This window comes from Pseudoalteromonas sp. SG41-5 (genome assembly GCF_014164495.1).
In the GTDB taxonomy this organism is placed as follows: domain Bacteria; phylum Pseudomonadota; class Gammaproteobacteria; order Enterobacterales; family Alteromonadaceae; genus Pseudoalteromonas; species Pseudoalteromonas rhizosphaerae.
This window is the reverse complement of sequence record NZ_JACJFH010000024.1, coordinates 1-18,383: the sequence shown is the minus strand read 5'-3', so window position 1 is coordinate 18,383 and position 18,383 is coordinate 1. Positions and strand designations below refer to the sequence as shown.

17 protein-coding genes and 2 tRNA genes are annotated in these 18,383 nt (G+C 40.2%); 12 read left to right on the top strand and 7 right to left on the bottom strand.

Annotated elements, in window-relative coordinates; genetic code table 11:
* Window positions 1–3 precede the first annotated feature (3 nt).
* The 3 genes from aat to infA all read left to right on the top strand — a co-directional run bounded on the left by aat (window position 4) and on the right by infA (window position 1,726).
* Window positions 4–720, top strand: coding sequence for a leucyl/phenylalanyl-tRNA--protein transferase (gene aat, locus H5232_RS08520; protein ID WP_145233076.1), 717 nt, complete (start codon window positions 4–6; stop codon window positions 718–720).
* A complete protein-coding gene (locus H5232_RS08515) occupies window positions 713–1,417 on the top strand; it encodes an arginyltransferase (RefSeq protein ID WP_182830775.1) in 705 nt (234 codons plus the stop codon). Before aat ends, H5232_RS08515 begins: the two co-directional genes overlap by 8 nt.
* 90 nt (window positions 1,418–1,507) lie before the next feature.
* The gene (gene infA / locus H5232_RS08510; RefSeq protein ID WP_002962494.1) at window positions 1,508–1,726 is read left to right on the top strand and encodes a translation initiation factor IF-1; all 219 of its coding nucleotides are present in this window, start codon (window positions 1,508–1,510) and stop codon (window positions 1,724–1,726) included.
* Window positions 1,727–1,902: 176 nt separating this feature from the next.
* Here the strand turns inward: infA and clpA are convergent, their stop codons facing one another.
* Together clpA and clpS are read right to left on the bottom strand one after the other, a co-directional pair.
* Window positions 1,903–4,167: an ATP-dependent Clp protease ATP-binding subunit ClpA gene (clpA, locus tag H5232_RS08505; RefSeq protein ID WP_145233074.1), complete on the bottom strand. Its 2,265-nt coding sequence runs from the start codon at window positions 4,165–4,167 to the stop codon at window positions 1,903–1,905.
* A gap of 69 nt (window positions 4,168–4,236) precedes the next feature.
* Window positions 4,237–4,545: an ATP-dependent Clp protease adapter ClpS gene (clpS, locus tag H5232_RS08500; protein ID WP_179959204.1), complete on the bottom strand. Its 309-nt coding sequence runs from the start codon at window positions 4,543–4,545 to the stop codon at window positions 4,237–4,239.
* Window positions 4,546–4,754: 209 nt separating this feature from the next.
* On the opposite strand from clpS, the gene cspD reads away from it, so the two are divergent.
* Together cspD and H5232_RS08490 are read left to right on the top strand one after the other, a co-directional pair.
* A complete protein-coding gene (gene cspD, locus H5232_RS08495) occupies window positions 4,755–4,970 on the top strand; it encodes a cold shock domain-containing protein CspD (protein ID WP_054204685.1) in 216 nt (71 codons plus the stop codon).
* A 729-nt stretch (window positions 4,971–5,699) separates the two neighbouring features.
* Window positions 5,700–7,922 (top strand): NADP-dependent isocitrate dehydrogenase, encoded by a 2,223-nt coding sequence (locus H5232_RS08490; RefSeq protein ID WP_145233392.1) that lies wholly within the window; start codon window positions 5,700–5,702, stop codon window positions 7,920–7,922.
* 148 nt (window positions 7,923–8,070) lie between these two features.
* On the opposite strand, the gene H5232_RS08485 is transcribed toward H5232_RS08490, so the two are convergent.
* The 3 genes from H5232_RS08485 to H5232_RS08475 all read right to left on the bottom strand — a co-directional run bounded on the left by H5232_RS08485 (window position 8,071) and on the right by H5232_RS08475 (window position 11,589).
* Window positions 8,071–9,312: an amidohydrolase family protein gene (locus H5232_RS08485; RefSeq protein WP_145233072.1), complete on the bottom strand. Its 1,242-nt coding sequence runs from the start codon at window positions 9,310–9,312 to the stop codon at window positions 8,071–8,073.
* A 12-nt stretch (window positions 9,313–9,324) separates the two neighbouring features.
* Window positions 9,325–10,707, bottom strand: coding sequence for an amidohydrolase (locus H5232_RS08480; RefSeq protein WP_182739777.1), 1,383 nt, complete (start codon window positions 10,705–10,707; stop codon window positions 9,325–9,327).
* 96 nt (window positions 10,708–10,803) lie between these two features.
* Entirely contained in the window at window positions 10,804–11,589 is a 786-nt protein-coding gene (locus H5232_RS08475) for a hypothetical protein (protein WP_145233071.1), read from the bottom strand.
* Window positions 11,590–11,940: 351 nt separating this feature from the next.
* Between H5232_RS08475 and H5232_RS08470 the strand changes: the two genes are divergently transcribed.
* Complete coding sequence (locus tag H5232_RS08470; protein ID WP_149982345.1) at window positions 11,941–12,306, top strand: DUF3718 domain-containing protein; 366 nt, start codon at window positions 11,941–11,943, stop codon at window positions 12,304–12,306.
* Between the two features lie 57 nt (window positions 12,307–12,363).
* Here H5232_RS08470 and H5232_RS08465 read toward each other — a convergent pair whose 3' ends face one another.
* Window positions 12,364–13,059 (bottom strand): DUF445 domain-containing protein, encoded by a 696-nt coding sequence (locus H5232_RS08465; protein WP_182830784.1) that lies wholly within the window; start codon window positions 13,057–13,059, stop codon window positions 12,364–12,366.
* 131 nt (window positions 13,060–13,190) lie between these two features.
* Here H5232_RS08465 and H5232_RS08460 point away from each other — a divergent pair, with 131 nt between their 5' ends.
* A complete protein-coding gene (locus tag H5232_RS08460; RefSeq protein ID WP_182739765.1) occupies window positions 13,191–14,051 on the top strand; it encodes a fructosamine kinase family protein in 861 nt (286 codons plus the stop codon).
* Window positions 14,052–14,234: 183 nt separating this feature from the next.
* Window positions 14,235–14,438 (top strand): CPXCG motif-containing cysteine-rich protein, encoded by a 204-nt coding sequence (locus H5232_RS08455; RefSeq protein ID WP_145233067.1) that lies wholly within the window; start codon window positions 14,235–14,237, stop codon window positions 14,436–14,438.
* Window positions 14,439–14,456: 18 nt separating this feature from the next.
* On the opposite strand, the gene H5232_RS08450 is transcribed toward H5232_RS08455, so the two are convergent.
* Entirely contained in the window at window positions 14,457–15,086 is a 630-nt protein-coding gene (locus H5232_RS08450; RefSeq protein ID WP_182739764.1) for a riboflavin synthase subunit alpha, read from the bottom strand.
* A gap of 176 nt (window positions 15,087–15,262) precedes the next feature.
* Here H5232_RS08450 and H5232_RS08445 point away from each other — a divergent pair, with 176 nt between their 5' ends.
* The 4 genes from H5232_RS08445 (at window position 15,263) to H5232_RS08430 (ending at window position 18,069) form a co-directional block, all read left to right on the top strand.
* Window positions 15,263–16,618, top strand: coding sequence for an MATE family efflux transporter (locus H5232_RS08445; protein WP_182830774.1), 1,356 nt, complete (start codon window positions 15,263–15,265; stop codon window positions 16,616–16,618).
* Entirely contained in the window at window positions 16,596–17,666 is a 1,071-nt protein-coding gene (locus H5232_RS08440) for a DUF3080 family protein (RefSeq protein ID WP_182793940.1), read from the top strand. The genes H5232_RS08445 and H5232_RS08440 overlap by 23 nt, the downstream gene beginning before the upstream one ends.
* 111 nt (window positions 17,667–17,777) lie before the next feature.
* Window positions 17,778–17,854: transfer RNA gene (locus H5232_RS08435), tRNA-Val, on the top strand.
* Window positions 17,855–17,992: 138 nt separating this feature from the next.
* Window positions 17,993–18,069 (top strand) — tRNA-Val (locus H5232_RS08430).
* Window positions 18,070–18,383 lie beyond the last annotated feature (314 nt).

Genomic DNA, 18,383 nt, shown 5'->3' with positions numbered 1-18,383 from the left:
GTTATGACTAAACAACTTTATCAACTCGCTAAAAGCCACTTTGCTTTTCCTGATCCCACCCATGCATTAGATGATCCAGATGGTTTACTTGCCATTGGTGGATGCTTATCTGTAACGCGATTAAAAAATGCCTATCGCTACGGTATTTTTCCATGGTTTAGTGAATACGAGCCAATTATGTGGTGGTCGCCAAGTATGCGCGGCATCATTGAACTCGATGAATTTCATATTAGCCGAAGCTTACGCAAGCATCTGAAAAAAAATCCGGTTAAAGTGACTATTAATACCGAATTTACTCAGGTGATTGAAGCCTGTCGCCAACAACGCTTAGAAACAGATGGCACCTGGATCACAAAAAAAATGCTCAACGCTTATAAAGATGCACATAAAGCAGGCTTAGCGCATAGTTTAGAAATCTGGTCAGACGACAAACTTGTTGGTGGCTTGTACGGTATTATGCAGCATGGCGTATTTTGCGGCGAATCAATGTTCCATCATCAAGCTAATTGTTCAAAATTAGCCATGTGGGCATTGGTCAATTGGTTGAAACGTCACCATGCGCATTTTATTGACTGTCAGCTTGAGAATCCTTATTTAGTCACTTTAGGTGAAAAAGTGCTACCGCGCTCAGAATTTTTAACTAAACTAAAACAAGCAGAAGAGTTTATTATTCCAACAACAATGTGGCAACCTCAGGAGCTTATCGCTATTTATGACTGAACACTTACCTGCTCGTTTAGGTTTAAGCCAACAATTTGATTGTAGCTACCTAGCCGATCGCCGAGAGCAATTATTAGTCATTTTGGATCCAAGTTGTTATACCCCGGGCAAATTTGAGCAATTACTGGCCCTCGGTTTTCGCCGTAGTGGTGACCAAATTTACCGACCACACTGCCCTGTTTGCAGCGCATGTAAGTCTGTGCGTGTATTAGCTAAGGCATTTTTACCGACAAAATCACAAAAACGTAAACTTAATAAAGCAAAAAATGCCTTTAGTGTGAAATATTCAGACCAACAACGCCCTGAATACTTTCCGTTATACAGTAAATACATTACCGAGCGTCACCAAGACGGTTCTATGTACCCACCAGAACAAAGTCAGTTCAACAGCTTTATATTTTGTCACTGGTTACCAATTACTTTTATTGAATTATGGGACCAAGAGAAACTGGTTGCAGTGGCGGTAACTGATTGTATGCACAACGCTGTTTCTGCTATTTACACTTTTTTTGATCCTGATTATGAGCACTTCAGTGTGGGCACAATTATGATTTTAGAGCAGCTCAAATTCGCCAAACAATACGATAAAGAATTTGTCTATTTAGGTTATCAAATTGATGAATGTGCAAAAATGCGTTACAAAACCCAATTTTTACCTGCCCAAAATAGGGTTGCAGACCAGTGGCTGGCTATTTAATTTACAAAAATGCCTACTGCGGCTTTACTTATTGGTGTATTTTCGGCAGAATCTGCATCGTTTAACTATTAAAGAGGTGTTACGCTAAACATGGCGAAAGAAGACGTAATCGAAATGCAAGGGACGGTCCTTGATACTTTACCAAATACAATGTTCCGAGTTGAGCTTGAAAATGGTCACGTAGTTGTGGCTCACATTTCAGGTAAAATGCGTAAAAACTATATCCGCATTTTAACCGGCGATAAAGTTACCGTAGAAATGACCCCATACGATTTATCAAAAGGTCGCATCGTATTCCGTGCTCGCTAAGTTAGTGCGTTAACGAAATATCAAGTTTTTAGCTAAGTTGTCTGAGTAACTTAGTTACTTTCTACATTAGCTTGAAGCGTTTATTAAATGTAATTGATAGCTAAACTAACAATTACATTTAATAAACAAAAAGCCCAGCAATTGCTGGGCTTTTTGTTTTCTATTTAACGCTGCAATTATGCAGGTGTTAAATTCGTTTCATAATCAAAACGCAATTTTTTATCTTTGATAGACACTTTCACTGTGCCACCGTCGATAAGTTGCCCAAATAAGATCTCGTTTGCCAGCGGCTTTTTCAATTGCTCTTGGATCACGCGGCCCATTGGACGTGCGCCCATAGCTTTATCGTAGCCTTTATCTGCCAACCATTCCCGCGCTTTATTAGTAAGCTCAAGATTAACTGACTTTTTATCCAGCTGCGCTTGTAACTCAACAATAAATTTATCAACAACCAGTAAAGTTACATCACGATCAAGGTGGTTAAACCAAATGATGTTATCTAGGCGGTTTCTAAATTCTGGCGAAAATACTTTATTGATTTCGCTCATCGCATCATGAGAATGATCTTGATCAGTAAAGCCTATTGATTTACGTACTGTTTCTTGTACGCCCGCATTAGTAGTCATCACCACCACAACGTTTCTAAAGTCAGCTTTACGGCCGTTATTATCGGTCAGCGTGCCATGATCCATCACTTGCAGTAAGATATTGTAAATATCTGAGTGAGCTTTCTCAATCTCATCCAGTAATACAACCGAATGTGGATTTTTAATCACAGCCTCAGTTAACAAACCACCTTGTTCAAAACCAACGTAGCCTGGAGGCGCACCAATTAAACGGCTTACCGCGTGGCGCTCAACATACTCAGACATATCAAAACGGATAAACTCAACACCCATACATTTTGCAAGCTGTTTAGTTACCTCCGTTTTACCTACACCCGTTGGTCCTGCAAACAAAAACGAACCGACTGGTTTATCTTCATTTGATAAGCCTGAACGTGATAAGCGAATGGCCGAGGTTAGTGCATCGATTGATTGATCTTGGCCAAATACCAACATCTTCAAGTTACGATCAAGATTTTTAAGAGTCTCTTTATCGCTTGATGACACACTTTGCTGCGGAATACGCGCCATTTTTGCCACGATCAATTCGATATCTGCCACACCAATGGTTTTTTTGCGTTTAGAGATCGGTTGTAATCGTTGGCTAGCACCCGCTTCATCAATAACATCAATGGCTTTATCAGGTAAGTGACGCTCATTAATGTACTTAGCACTGAGCTCTGCCGCCGCTTTTAACGCTTTTTGCGTATAGCGAATGCCATGATGCTCTTCGTAACGTTCTTTTAAACCATTAAGTATTTTAGTGGTATCAGCGACACTTGGTTCAAGTACATCAATTTTCTGAAAACGGCGCACTAACGCACGGTCTTTTTCAAAGATATTTTTATACTCGTTATAGGTAGTTGAGCCCATACAACGTAACTTACCGCTCGAAAGCAGTGGTTTAAGCAGGTTAGATGCGTCCATAACGCCACCAGAGGCTGCGCCGGCACCAATTATGGTATGGATCTCATCAATAAACAAAATAGCGCCAGGTTTCGCCTGAAGCTCTTTTAGTAATGCTTTAAAGCGCTTTTCAAAATCACCGCGGTATTTAGTACCAGCAAGTAATGCCCCCATATCTAACGAGTACACCACAGCATCGGCAATCACTTCGGGTACTTGTTCATGCACTATGCGATACGCTAGACCTTCAGCAATAGCAGTTTTACCTACCCCAGCTTCGCCAACTAATAACGGATTATTCTTTTTACGACGACACAGTACTTGTACCGTGCGCTCTACTTCACTATCACGGCCCACCAATGGGTCGATATTCCCTTCACGGGCGAGTACATTCAAATTAGACGTGAAGTTTTCTAATTTACTTGGCTCTTCGCCTTGAACGGCTTGTACTTCTTCATGGATGTCATCAGCATCTTCACCGCCCATGTCATCGTCTGCTTTAGAGATACCATGAGATATAAAGTTCACAATATCTAGTCGCGAGATATCAGCTTTTTTCAGCAAGTAAACCGCTTGGCTTTCTTGTTCTGAAAAAATGGCAACCAGCACATTGACGCCTGTTACTTCGTTTTTACCCGATGATTGCACATGAAATACTGCGCGTTGCAATACCCGCTGAAAACCAAGTGTTGGTTGAGTTTCACGTTCTTCTTCTAAATCAGGAATGACTGGAGTGGTCTCATTAATAAACTCTGATAGCTCAGCTTTTAATGCTGCCATATCAATCCCGCAGGCGTGTAGCGCTTCTCCAGCCGATGGATTATCAAGTAGGGCAAGTAATAGGTGCTCTACAGTCATAAATTCATGGCGACGTGTACGCGCTTCGCGAAACGCCGCGTTTAAAGTTAGTTCTAAATCTTTGTTTAGCATTAGCAACCCCTTACTGAGATAATATTTTTATACCGTTGTGATGGGTATTTTGATCACCCTACCTTGGTATTATTCCTGCTCACAACTACATAGCAGTGGATGCTCGTTATCTCGTGCATAACGGTTTACTTGTTCAACTTTGGTATACGCTACATCTGCGGTATAAACACCGCAAATTGCGCGACCATTTTGATGAACTTGCAGCATCACATCTGTTGCTCTATCGCTATCCATATTAAAAAACGTCGTTAGTACTTCTATCACAAAGTCCATTGGCGTGTAATCATCATTATTTAAAATGACTTTGTATTTTCGCGGTGGTTGCAGTTTTTGCTTCTCACTATCGCGAACCGTATCTAAAACACCTGAATCTTTCATGCCACTCATAATTAAATATAGTCTTGTCTTTGGAACTCAAGCAAACTTGAATAAAAAATAAATTAAATGTTAAAAAAATAGTTTAAAACACTTGACTGATCGGCGAAATAAACTACAGTCAGTTGTAGATTGATTAAACCTTAGTCAGTCTATCAAACTATACGGTTTAGAATAACTAAATTAGTCAACTTATAGAAGGATGTAGAAGTATGGCTTGTGGTAAAGTCAAATGGTTCAATAATGCCAAAGGTTTTGGTTTCATCGTAGAAGACGGCTGCGAGAATGATATATTCGCCCATTACTCAACGATTGTAATGGACGGTTATAAAACACTTAAAGCTGGTCAAGATGTAACATTCGAATTGCAGCAAGGCCCTAAAGGCATGCATGCGACTAATATAGCGCCTAACGAAGAGTTAGTGTAGTTGTTTAGACGTTCGACTAAAGCGAGCGACCTATAAAGATCCTCGCTTAATTCCTCTAAATTTATTTAATCCCAACTAAATTGTACATTCAGATTCAAAGCTGGCATTTTTAATCTATTAGAAATTAAACGTACAGAATGAACAAAAACTGTCCTTCCTCTTGAAATTCTTTTTTAATACCCCCATGTTATACCCAAACCACCTCAAGATGCAGAATCCAGCGTTTCACAGGGGCTTAATATCAAGGCGTTACTTTGCAACAATGGCAGTCCCTTTTAAGAAGTAACAACGATGAGAGTAAGTGCCTGTGAAACGCCCAACGGGTTGGTTTAAAAGCGATTTATACTGCGTTATTGATTTTAACAATAGAACCACTATTATTTGCAATCAATGCCTTGCCTAAATCGCTTTTAATTCCAACTGAAACTCGCATCTTGAGATGGTTTGGGTATATATTTGTTATTAGCCCTTTGTTGCCAAGCTTGTTACACTCTTAGGTGCTTAAAAGCAGCCTCAAAAGGCCCTTTAAACACTAATAATTAGGCTAATGGCTAATTTACTTAGTTTATAAATAACATAAAATTAAATACAGTTCGTCAGGTGTGATTATTTAATCAACAGTATTAACACCTAACTGACTGATCATTGTCACGTCGTGCACGCATGATGGCGATGATATTTCTTTGCATTGTTGAATATGGCTCTTACGCCTACTATCTAGGAATGATGATGACATCAAAAATTATCTACACTAAAACAGACGAAGCTCCGGCACTAGCAACATACTCTTTGCTGCCGATCATCCAAGCATACACTAATGCCGCAGGCGTTGAAGTTGAAACACGTGACATCTCTTTAGCGGGTCGTGTTATTGCTAACTTTTCTGAGTATTTAACTGAAGAACAACGTATTGGTGATGCGCTTGCTGAATTAGGCGAGCTGGCTAAAAAACCTGAAGCAAACATCATTAAATTACCAAATATCAGTGCATCAGTTCCACAATTACGTGCTGTTATCAAAGAATTACAAGCAAAAGGTTACGCACTGCCAGACTACCCTGCTGAACCTAAAACAGATGAAGAAAAAGCAATTCAAGCAACTTACGACAAAATCAAAGGTAGTGCTGTAAACCCAGTATTACGTGAAGGTAACTCTGATCGTCGTGCTCCTGGCTCTGTAAAAGAATATGCACGTAACAACCCACATTCAATGGGTGCATGGAGCAAAGATTCTGCTTCAAATGTTGCGAGCATGAGCGAAGGCGATTTCTTTGGCTCTGAGCAATCAGTAACGCTTGATACTGCTACTGATGTACGTATTGAGCACGTTGCTGAAAATGGCGACGTATCTGTTCTTAAAGCAAGCACGCCATTACTTGCTGGTGAAGTGATTGACGCATCTTCAATCAGTATTACGAAACTACAAGCTTTCTTAGCGGCTGAAATCGATGCTGCAAAAGAAAAAGGCATTCTGTTTTCATTACATATGAAAGCAACCATGATGAAAGTATCTGATCCAATCATCTTTGGTCATGCGGTAAAAGTATTCTATAAAGACGTTTTTGCTAAGCACGGCGCTTTATTTGCTGAGCTAGGTGTTGATGTTAATAATGGTCTTGGTGATGTTTACGCTAAAATCCAAACATTAGACGATGCTAAACGCGCTGAAATCGAAGCTGATATTGACGCTGTATATGCTACACGCCCTGCAATTGCGATGGTTGATTCTGATCGTGGTATCACTAACTTACACGTACCAAGTGATGTGATCATCGATGCGTCTATGCCTGCTGCAATTCGTTCAAGCGGTCAAATGTGGAACAGTGAAGGTAAATTACAAGATACTAGCTTTGTCATTCCTGATCGTTGTTACTCTGGTGTTTATCAAGCAACAATTGATTTCTGTAAAGAACACGGTGCATTTGATCCAACCACTATGGGTAGCGTTCCTAACGTTGGCCTAATGGCACAAAAAGCTGAAGAATATGGTTCACACGACAAAACCTTTGAAGCACCAGCAAACGGTGTGATCCGTGTTGTTGATAGTGCTGACAACGTATTGCTACAACACACTGTTGAGCAAGGCGATGTATGGCGCATGTGCCAAGTTAAAGATGCACCAATCCAAGATTGGGTTAAATTAGCTGTAAACCGTGCACGCGCTACCGGTAACCCTGCTATTTTCTGGCTTGACGAAAACCGTGCGCACGATGCACAGTTAATCAAAAAAGTTAACGCATACTTGCCAGACCACGATACATCTGGCCTTGATATTCAAATACTTGCACCACTTGAAGCAACCCTATTCTCTCTTGCACGCATTAAAGATGGCCTAGATACTATTTCAGTAACAGGTAACGTATTACGTGATTACCTAACTGATTTATTCCCAATTCTTGAGCTTGGTACGAGTGCAAAAATGCTTTCAATCGTACCACTTATGAATGGCGGCGGTTTATTTGAAACTGGCGCGGGTGGTTCAGCACCGAAGCACGTTCAACAATTCGAAAAAGAAAACCACTTACGTTGGGATTCGTTAGGTGAGTTTTTAGCACTTGCGGCATCACTTGAGCACCTAGCTGTAAATACTGGTAACAACAAAGCACAAGTGCTAGCTGATACCCTTGATAAAGCAACAGGTACTTTCCTTGCTGAAAACAAATCACCGTCTCGTAAAGTGAAAGAAATTGATAACCGTGGTTCTCACTTCTTCCTATCTTTATTCTGGGCGCAAGAGCTTGCCAAGCAAAACGATGACAGTGAACTTAAAGCACAGTTCACACAAATCGCCAGTGATTTAGAAACCAACAAAGAACAAATCGTTAACGAACTTAACGATGCACAAGGCCCAGCTGTAAACATCGGTGGTTATTTCCAACCAAATGATGATGCAGCATTTAAAGCAATGCGCCCTAGCACAACATTTAACGATATCTTAGCTAAACTAGTATAAGTATCGATTTAAATTTAAAAGGCGCTCACTGTTAAAGTGAGCGCCTTTTTTGTGGCTTTTAAATAATGTTTTATTTTTCACTGATACAAAAAGCAAAAAGGCCGCAAATGCAGCCTTTAAATTGTTCAAGTTACTAAGCTGAACGTAGTTACTTAGTATATGCGCGAGGCATATCTGAGTCAGTAGTATAACGCTTACGAAGTTTATCTTGGCGTGCTTCAGTTGAAACTTCTTCGCCGTTAATAAACATTTTAGTTACGTGACTAGTAAAATCAAATGGGTCATCGTTCCACATCACTAAGTCAGCAGCTTTACCTACCGCCACACTACCGGCATTAATTCCAAATACATCAGCAACATTCGCTGTTATCGCTTTTAATGCACCCGCTTGTGTCATGCCATAAGAAACCGCATTACCCGCGTCAAAACGCAATTGATAAACATTGTGACTGGCATCGCCTGCGATCGACAACAACACCTTTACGCCTGCTTTTTCGAGTTTGCCTGCATTATCTAAACTCGCATGTAGCGAATCAAAACTGCCTGGCAAGCTCTCCATAGAACTTACAATGACTGGAACATTTGCTTGCGCTAATTGCTCTTTTACAACCACGGCATCTTGTGCGCCTGCAATCACTAAATTAAGTGAAAACTGTTGTTTTACTTTGATTAGCTCAATAATATCTGCGGCGCGAGAAGCCGTTACTAATAGTGGCATTTCACCCGCTAATACTTTATCGAGCACTTTATCTTCAGTGCTTGGTACAGCATCGTCTTTTTTATCTTTTTTGCTGGCTTTTTGTTGATGTGCTGCTAACTTATCAATCAAGTTTTTCAGCGACATTGCGCGCGAGCCTTTGCTTTTCTCACCTAAATTAACTACCAGCGCGACTTGCGTTTGCTTAACACTGTCAAACTCACCGCTTAAATCAACTACGCTGGCAAGGCCTGCAAAAATACTTTCTCCGCCATGAGGGGTGATCACATCACGGGTGATGCCACCTTTACGTGCATACGGGATCAAGCTTGAGTGAGCATTAAATGCTAGGCTTGGATCAAAATCGATCCCCGCTTTATCATCGCCAGCATCGCGAGAGCCAGCAACAGCGCCCACTTCAACTAGACCTAACTGATTCATGCTGCCAATAAATCCAGCTGTAACAATTTGCCCTTTGGCATCAATAATCGTATCAGCTTCGACTGTTGCAGGATTAATAGCAATAATTTTGCCTTCATCCATGATGATGCTAGCGCCTTGTAAAATACCTTGCTCAGTTGAGGTATGAACAGTGGCGTTGATGATCGCGACTGATTGGGCGTTCACCGCAGTACTTGCTAACAAACCAGCAGCAACTAGCGAGAGTGAAAATGAATGTGTTAATTTTGTCATCCTAGTTACTCCTTATTTTTGACCTAACATAAAATCGCTTTGTGCTTGGAATGTATCATCGTAGCGATCATACACTTTCGCACCATCAACAAATACTTGCTCAGCTTTAGCATAAACACTAAACGGACTTTGATTCCAAATTACCACATCAGCCTGTTTGCCAGCTTCGAGTGAACCGGTTTTATCAGCTATACCTAGCGATTTTGCAGCATTCGAAGTGATCCATTTAATTGCGTGCTGTTCTGAAATATTAAACCCATTATCGTTAGCGCGGTACATTACTTTACCGGCTTCTTGATTCAAGCGCTGGATAGTGGTGTCAGAGTCTGAATGAACAACAGCACAAGAATTTTTAACCGCATCAACAATCGCTACGTTCTCTTGTACCATGTCGTAAGCTTCCATTTTAAAGCCCCACCAATCAGGCCAAAGCGCAGCACATGAGCCGTTATCTGCAAGTAAATCAGCAATTTTGTATGCTTCAATACCGTGATGGAAAGTACCCGCGTGATAACCAAACTCTTTTGAAAGGTCAATCATCATTGCCATTTCTTCTGCTTTGTAACAATGATTGTGGATCCTAACTTCGCCTTCTAATACACCACGCAATGTATCGTATTTAATATCACGATGCGGCACCTCTGGATTTTTACCTGCTGCATAATCAGCATCGTATTTATCCCACGCGCGTTTATATTCAGCGGCGCCTATCCAAGCCTCACGATAACCGGCCATATTGCCCATTCGTGTTGATGGTAATACCCCTTTACGCCCGTAAACACGCTTAGGGTTTTCACCACAGGCCATTTTTAAACCATACGGTGCGTCAGGGAACTTCATACCCTGCATCGTGTGCGATGGAACATTTTTTAAAGTAACCCCACGACCACCAAATAAATTAGCTGAGCCGGGTAAAATTTGTAATGCGGTAATACCGCCTTCACGCGCGCGGTTAAAGCCAGGGTCTTGCGGCCAAATTGAATGCTCAACCCACACTTCGGCAGTATTTGGGCTGGTCATTTCATTGCCGTCCTGATGAGATTCAACAGAAGGGCTTGGGTATGCTCCTAAATGTGAATGTACATCAATAAGCCCAGGTGTAACCCATTTACCTTGTGCATCAATAGTCAAATCAGCTTGTGCAGTTAGATCTTTACCGACTTGTTGCACTTTTCCGTCAACAAGTAATACATCGGCTTCTTCTAAACGCTCACCTGTACCTGTTAGTACTGTTGCATTGGTGATAAGCGTCGTGGTTGATTTAAGTACCTTATAGGTACTTGGATATGGATTTTTATTGATTGTTACTTTGTCGTCTTGTGGGCCGTTGTCTTGGCAGCCGGCAATCGCCACACCAAGTGCAACAACCAACAATGAAGGAGCAAATTTTTGCATCATATTAGTCTCTGTTGTTGTTTTTTTGTTACTTTATATAAACACACAACATAAAGCTAAAAAATCAGCTAGAGCTGCATTTATATAAGATGAATGTTATTTCTTAATATAATTGTTATACAGTTGCTCAAGTGCAGCTTCTGTTGTCAAACTTGGATCTTTACTAATAAAGTGCTTAACAGTTCGAGTTACGAAGTCTGAATTTTGTTTATGCAATTTTGAAAAATCCTTAATTAGGCAATCGCCATCTTTAGCGGCAGTCACTTTATCGTGACGATGACGATACTGACTCAAGGCTTTATTAAAATCACCTTGGTAGTCTTCTACTAAAATTTTATAAAAATCACTTTTTTGTACTTTTAATTCGCTAATACAATAATTTAAAGCTTCTTTAAAATCAGTAAAAATGGCGCCTTCGACATCAAACTCAGCCGTTTTTTCTCGCACTGTGACCTTGGCTTCTTCGGTTGCATAACTAAAACCACTAAACGCCAAGCGCTCTGCGGCTTCTTTTCCTAACGCCATACCCGCTTTAATGCTATGTGCAAACTCATCACTCATATCGCTAAGTTCATTCTCATGCCACATATTATAAACCCGCAGTGGTTTAGCATATTTGGCACCGAGTTTGTTTTTTAACTTAGTAAAGCGTTCATCAATCGTCATTAAGCGCTCGTTATGCAATATTGCATAGCATTCATAGCACGCTGGAATACTAATAAACTCAGCTTCTTCACCTAAATCAATAATGCTTTGTAGCATATGCAATGGCGGGCAATGATCGCGCTCAGTCGCTTCACAGCCACAATAAAAGCAACGGTTAAAATTATGCTGTTCACAGGCGTATGCTTGCTGATAATAACTCGCCAATGTTTTACTCACAGAGTCTCCTAATAGACAGGTATTTGATAATCAAGACGATCATAACAGGGTTGAAAAATATGTCAGTAATGCTGCACAACAAAGTGCAATGACTCTAAAGTAAATAGCATGTAAAACCTATGAAAGCAGATTGAAAAACAACCAAAAGCAATAAAAAAAGTGAAAAATAATTTGTTTGAAACATGTCAAAAAACACACATTAAATCATTTACTATCAGATAGTTAGTTATTATAAAACACATCCACACACGGTGTTACATCTTGTCGATTTTCATTTACAGCTTTATTTAAAAATAAAGCTAATATTTAACTCGTCAACAAGCAGACATACCAAACCACTGGAGAATGATGATGAATACTTTAACAACTACACTTTGTACAACGTTACTTTTAAGCTCAGCAGCACTTACTACAACCAATACTGAAGCAGCACAATTTGTTGCAGCTGATAATAGCCCTGGCACTCAAATTTGTATGGCTGTGAGCTCCAATAAACGTTTGCAACTTTATGCAACAATGAAAGACTTACGTATTAGCAAAACAACCGTAACCAATAAACTACGTTGTAACAACTTGAGTATCGCAAAATTTGCGGGAACTTACGGTTTTAATAAAACGGCAAAGTATCTAAACCTTGAAACGACAACGGGTACCTCAATTCAAGATTTAGCAAAACTAGACCAACAAACAATTATGGTTGTTGCCGGTTCTAAGTAGTATGGCTAAGCAATATCAAATTTAAGCAGGCGAGTCGTTGGCCTGCTTAAAATTAATTTATATAATTGCAGCAATCAGGCCAAACAAACCACCGAATACCCCGCCCCATACAACTAACCAGCCTAAATGCTCACGGATCATAGTTTGTATAATATCTTTGACCATTTTTGGTGTCAGCTCGTCTAAACGCTCATCAACTAAGCCAGAAACCGTGTTAAACAACGAATCACTTGCGAGTCCTGATTGCGTTAATTTTTCATTCACCAAGCTTTTAAACTCATCGGTTTCGCTCATATTAAGTAATGAACCACGCATTTTGTCAATAAATGCTTCGCGCATCGGCTCAACCGTGGCACTACCACCAAACATCGCTAACATGCTACCAAATTGGGAGTGCTCAATAACGTCAAGTAAGCTATCAAAAGCAGGATTTAAATCGACTTCATTGATCACTGGCTGTAGATCAACATTGATATTTTTGTTGCCTAACAATTGAGATATTTTTTGCTCTGAAAAGAACTCGGTTAAAATAAGATTTTTAATCGCCACTTTAAACCCTGCAAACTTCAGCTGGATCACGCCCGACCCATATAACAAAGGTACTTTTTCAAATAACATATGCACTGCGAGTAAATTAGTCACTGCGCCTGAGAGTGCAAATAAGCCGATTGACAGTACAATTGCTTGGTCAAATAGAAAACCCGCCACCACTAAAATCCCGGCAATTACATTGGTAATAAGGCTTTTATTCATCATTCTCTCCACTTGGTTGTTGCATAAATCTAAGCGCGCGCTTACAAAATATTAATTTTACTCTCAAGAGTTTGTTTATTTAACTACTTTTTGCCATAGTTTAACTATCTGTATAAAAGGTGAACAATGCTATGTGGAATACGGTTAACGAACAGATAAGCCAAGCTATGCATTTTGACTTTAAACACACTATAAAACGCCAACTGCAAAGCCCTAATAACGATAAATTATTTCAACTCAGTGATGGTATACACCAGTATTTTGTAAAAGTAGCCCATCGTAGTGACTTAGAGCGATTTGAAAACGAAGCCCACAATTTACAACTGCTCACTAAAGAGAGCTTATTTATGGTGCCAGATTGTATCACTACAGGTGCTAATATTGAGTTTTCATTTATCGTTTTAGAATGGCTTGAACTTGACCAACAACCTCATACCAACTGGCATATTATGGGTAGCCACCTTGCAAGCCTGCATCTGAAACATCGCCAAGCCATGTTTGGTTTTGATCAGGATAATTTTATTGGCCCAACAACTCAGCCCAATCGCTGGCATAAAAAATGGAATATATTTTTTGCCGAAGAGCGCATTGGCTGGCAGCTCCAATTACTGCATGAAAAAGGCATTGATCTCGTTGACAAAGATTACTTTGTCGCCCTGATAAAAGACATGCTACATGGTCATACCGTAAAACCATCATTGTTGCATGGCGATTTTTGGCGTGGCAACATGGGATTTATTCAATCAGTACCGAGTGTATTTGATCCGAGCTGCTATTATGGTGATCGGGAAGTTGATATTGCCATGAGCGAGCTGTTTGCTCCTTTACCTGACGCTTTTTACATCGCCTATAACAAGCATTACCCACTAACACAGGGCTATGAGCAACGTAAGTTAATTTACCAGCTTTACCCTATTTTAAATCATGCAAATATCTTTGCCGGCCACTATCTTACTGAAGCTAAACAAAAAATAGAACTACTACTGAAATAAGGTCGTTTTTATTGTCAAATAGATGTCATAAATGAATAAAGCAGACTATATTTAGGTATCGCTTAATGTTGAACAACCCCAGCAATGACAGGCGCTAGCGTTCAATTGTGGGGGGCATAACCATTTATCAGCAGCGATAAATAATTACCTTTTATTGCTCTGCTTTGTAAGGTTGAATCATTTATGAAAAACCAACTCTCACAACGGATCTGCTGCCCACATTGTGGCCATCATATTCATATTACCCTTGATGCTAGTGATGGCGATCAAGATTACTTCGAAGATTGCGCAGCATGCTGTAACCCTATCCATTTTAATATGCATATTGACTATGCTAACAGCAAGGTAGAGTTACATATAGACAGCGATGACGAACAAATATTTTAGCCTAGCATTTATATTTGACTACGAAGCCTGCTGCCGTAAGTAGTTTTCGACCGTATTGATGATGGTATAAGTTTGTTGATCAACTTCGATATTTAGCGCATCACCAATTACAGCCTTACCAATATTGGTAATAGCTAATGTCTCTGGGATCAAATGCAGCCAAAAGCCCTGCTCATCGGTTTCACCGACCGTGAGACTAGCGCCATTGACTGATACAAAACCTTTATACATCACATACTTTTGCCATTTACTTGGTAAGCACAACTGTATTTTACAATTATCTTGTGTATGAATAATATTTTCAATCTGGGCGGTGCAGTGAATGTGACCAGATACAATATGCCCACCTAACTCAGTACCAAAAGTCATAGAGCGCTCATAGTTAACGGTACTGCCAGCAATAAGCTTTCCTAAGTTAGTTAACTGTAATGTTTCGTCAATTACATCATAGTGAACCTGAGCAAGCGGTTGATCAGAGATATTTTCTACTTTAACAACCGTTAAACAGCAACCATTAATGGCAACGCTGGCACCTAACTCAAGTTTTGTAACATATTGCTTTGCTACAGCGAGCACTAAACGCATCACACCTTGCTGCTGGTTAGTCGAAATCACCGTCGCTTGTGTTTGCACAATTCCTGTAAACATAAATCAATTCACCTTTTATTACCTAAAGTAGATACTATTCATATTATTTAACGCTTTAGTTTACCCGATCCACGTTATTATTACTGTAACCAATAACATTGACTCATCGCTATAATTTTTGATTCTGTGCTTTATCGATTACACTATCTGCCTCTTCAGTTTACGTAGTAAGTGATATGACTTTTTGTAGTTGGGAAGCCAAACGGTTAGTTTCTCTGGCAATCCCCGTTTTTTTAGCACAAGTAACCTTAGTTTTAATGTCAGTGGTCGACACCATCATGGCAGGACAAGTGAGTCCTACCGATTTAGCAGCATTGTCAATTGCAACCGGCGTATGGAACCCCGCCATGTTGGCTCTGCAAGGCATATTATTAGCCCTGACTGGCATAATTGCGCAATTTTCCGGCGCTAACGATAAAACCGGCATCAGCCATTACTTTCAACAAGGCTTGTACCTAGCTGGTGTATTGAGTGTTATCGGTTTATCTATTGCCTATTTTGCCGATATTATTATTCTCAAACTCGATACCAGCCCTGCTATTGCCAATATGGCCTATGACTATATTCATTCTGTAAAATGGGGCATTATTGGATTTTTAGTATTCAGTGTTTATCGTAATATTACCGAAGGCATGGGGATGACAAAGCCGGCTTTTTATATCAGCTTAATTGGTTTAGCCATCAATATCCCAGCCAACTATGTGTTTATTCACGGTATGTTTGGTATGCCAGCACTCGGTGGTGCAGGCTGTGGGATTGCCACCGCATTGGTATTTACTGCAATGGCCATCGCACAAGTTATTTATTGCCAGTTAAGTAAAAAAGTAGATGCCAAAACACTATTAGCAAACTTTCAAGCACCGCAATTACCAACCATGTGGGCAATTACTAAGGTGGGCATACCAATCTCACTTGCTACATTTTTTGAAGTCACTTTATTTGCCTGTATTCCGTTATTTATTGCGCACTTAGGTGCGGTTGCGGTAGCCGGCCATCAGATTGCTGCAAGTGTCACAACCTTGCTGTTTATGATGCCACTGAGTTTATCTATTGCGATCAGTATTAGGATTGGCAATTTATACGGCCAACATCATTTTCAGCAGCTTAAAAAAGCTATTTCAACAAGCTATATTCTAGCCATGATCATTGCCGTTATACTTGCTGCCATAACCTTCTTTGGCCGTGACGTGATCAGTCAACTTTATACAGATGATGCACGTGTTATTGCCTTAGCAACGTCAATCATGATTCTAGCGTGTATTTATCAACTACCTGATTCCTTACAAGTAGCTGCCAACGGTATATTAAGGGGTTTAAAACACACAGCACCGATTTCGTATATAACCTTTATATCTTACTGGTTGATTGGTTTTTCACTGGGTTTTGTTTTAGCACGCACCGATTTAATAGTGCCAGCAATGGGCCCGCATGGTTTTTGGGTAGGTATCATCGTCGGCTTAAGTGTAGCCGCAGTGTTATTAATGCTCACTGTCGCGAATAGATTCAAACATGAACCACTTAAAAGCGCTTAAAAAATCGCACCAACAAGGTAACCAAACGTCACGGTTTGGTTACCTTTGTAGTTTACTTTGCTGTTTACTGCTACTTTGTGCATGCACAGATAAACCCGCTGATGTGTATTTAGAATATCAGCAGCGGCTCGCGAATGCGTTAGACAAGCCAACTCCTGATACAGCAAAACTTACCAATGTTGCGCTATCAGCTGTTAGCAACAATAAACCAACAAATGCACAACAGTTGAGCATATTGCAACTGGCACAACTTTCACACTGTAAACTCAATACCCTTATTGCTGAACATAATAGTCAACTAGGAAAACTCGCCTCTCCTGCTAGCCAGTTAATATACCAGATTCAATTTATTCAATTTGCACCACAGTGCTTAGATAGTCTAGAACCTGATTCAAAAAGTTATCAAGCCATAAGTAACGAATTACATAATAAAAAACAACAGTTATTAGATCAGTTCAAGCAGCTACTTTATAAAGACCCAGAACTAAAACGCACATGGCAGCTAACCGGCTATACACTTGATACAAACTTAGCCGGCCTTGTAGAAACCGAACTTGCGCTGCAAAGCCTAGTGAATTTAAAACAGCAAATAATACAGCAGCAATATGCACAAATAGACTCTAAAGCGCTCTATCCGCTACTGGCGCAATTGCGCCAGTTTAACTTCAATCAAGCTTTAATAAGCGCAGTACGCCAACAAACACAGCTAAATAATAGTACTAGTAACTTTTTAGCGAATATTGAGCTAAGCACACTATGCAACCCGCTAAAAAATAAACGCCAAGCACAGATCCTCAGCAACGTATTCAAGAAGTATTACTTGCAGCAGTTACAACCCTATCAGGCTCAACTATCAGGTGCTTTAGAGCGCCTAATGCCGTTGTATCAAGCATTATGGCAAGACTCCAGCCCAATACAACCGCAACTAACGGCATTACTAAGCCCAGCACAGCCAAATAATATACTCACAGCATTTAAAGACTCCACCAAAACACACGTTATTTGGTGGCAAAAATTTTATAAAACGTGTGAAATCAGCCCAATATGAATAAAAAAACGGCAAACGAACTAAAAAAAGCGTTTCTCGCTTGATTCACTTCAGCGCACGCTATATATTAGCGACCGTTGTTAAGCAATTAGCAAAACTTAAATTTATGATACGACCGTAGCTCAGTTGGTTAGAGCACTACCTTGACATGGTAGGGGTCGGTGGTTCGAATCCACTCGGTCGTACCAAATTTAAGGAAATTTTAAATAAAAGTACTATCGTAAGAAAAAGCACTACCCACTCTTGATCACCCGGTCCGGAGGCCAGTAGTTCGAATCCACTCGGTCGTACCAAATTTAAGTAAAAGTCCCATTCAAATATATTGTACGACTGTAGCTCAGTTGGTTAGAGCACTACCTTGACATGGTAGGGGTCGGTGGTTCGAATCCACTCAGTCGTACCAATTCATAAATAGAAATTATATCAAGAAAAAGCACTACCTACTCTTAATCACCCGGTCCACAGGTCGCTGGTTCGAATCCACTCAGTCGTACCAATCTTAATCACTAAAATCCTCAATTCGTAAACCTTAGCTCAGTTGATTAGCGCACTAACTACTCTTGATCACCCGGTCCAAAGGTCAGCGGTTCGGATCCACTCAGTCGTACCAATTCATAAATAGAAATTATATCAAGAAAAAGCACTACCTACTCTTAATCACCCGGTCCACAGGTCGCTGGTTCGAATCCACTCAGTCGTACCAATCTTAATCACTAA

What these genes read in the sequence shown, in the direction of transcription:
- aat (WP_145233076.1), top strand. Translation starts at nt 4, where the DNA reads ATGACTAAACAACTTTATCAACTCGCTAAAAGCCACTTTGCTTTTCCT.
- H5232_RS08515 (WP_182830775.1), top strand. Translation starts at nt 713, where the DNA reads ATGACTGAACACTTACCTGCTCGTTTAGGTTTAAGCCAACAATTTGAT.
- infA (WP_002962494.1), top strand. Translation starts at nt 1,508, where the DNA reads ATGGCGAAAGAAGACGTAATCGAAATGCAAGGGACGGTCCTTGATACT.
- clpA (WP_145233074.1), bottom strand. Translation starts at nt 4,167, where the DNA reads ATGCTAAACAAAGATTTAGAACTAACTTTAAACGCGGCGTTTCGCGAA.
- clpS (WP_179959204.1), bottom strand. Translation starts at nt 4,545, where the DNA reads ATGAAAGATTCAGGTGTTTTAGATACGGTTCGCGATAGTGAGAAGCAA.
- cspD (WP_054204685.1), top strand. Translation starts at nt 4,755, where the DNA reads ATGGCTTGTGGTAAAGTCAAATGGTTCAATAATGCCAAAGGTTTTGGT.
- H5232_RS08490 (WP_145233392.1), top strand. Translation starts at nt 5,700, where the DNA reads ATGACATCAAAAATTATCTACACTAAAACAGACGAAGCTCCGGCACTA.
- H5232_RS08485 (WP_145233072.1), bottom strand. Translation starts at nt 9,312, where the DNA reads ATGACAAAATTAACACATTCATTTTCACTCTCGCTAGTTGCTGCTGGT.
- H5232_RS08480 (WP_182739777.1), bottom strand. Translation starts at nt 10,707, where the DNA reads ATGCAAAAATTTGCTCCTTCATTGTTGGTTGTTGCACTTGGTGTGGCG.
- H5232_RS08470 (WP_149982345.1), top strand. Translation starts at nt 11,941, where the DNA reads ATGAATACTTTAACAACTACACTTTGTACAACGTTACTTTTAAGCTCA.
- H5232_RS08465 (WP_182830784.1), bottom strand. Translation starts at nt 13,059, where the DNA reads ATGAATAAAAGCCTTATTACCAATGTAATTGCCGGGATTTTAGTGGTG.
- H5232_RS08460 (WP_182739765.1), top strand. Translation starts at nt 13,191, where the DNA reads ATGTGGAATACGGTTAACGAACAGATAAGCCAAGCTATGCATTTTGAC.
- H5232_RS08455 (WP_145233067.1), top strand. Translation starts at nt 14,235, where the DNA reads ATGAAAAACCAACTCTCACAACGGATCTGCTGCCCACATTGTGGCCAT.
- H5232_RS08450 (WP_182739764.1), bottom strand. Translation starts at nt 15,086, where the DNA reads ATGTTTACAGGAATTGTGCAAACACAAGCGACGGTGATTTCGACTAAC.
- H5232_RS08445 (WP_182830774.1), top strand. Translation starts at nt 15,263, where the DNA reads ATGACTTTTTGTAGTTGGGAAGCCAAACGGTTAGTTTCTCTGGCAATC.
- H5232_RS08440 (WP_182793940.1), top strand. Translation starts at nt 16,596, where the DNA reads ATGAACCACTTAAAAGCGCTTAAAAAATCGCACCAACAAGGTAACCAA.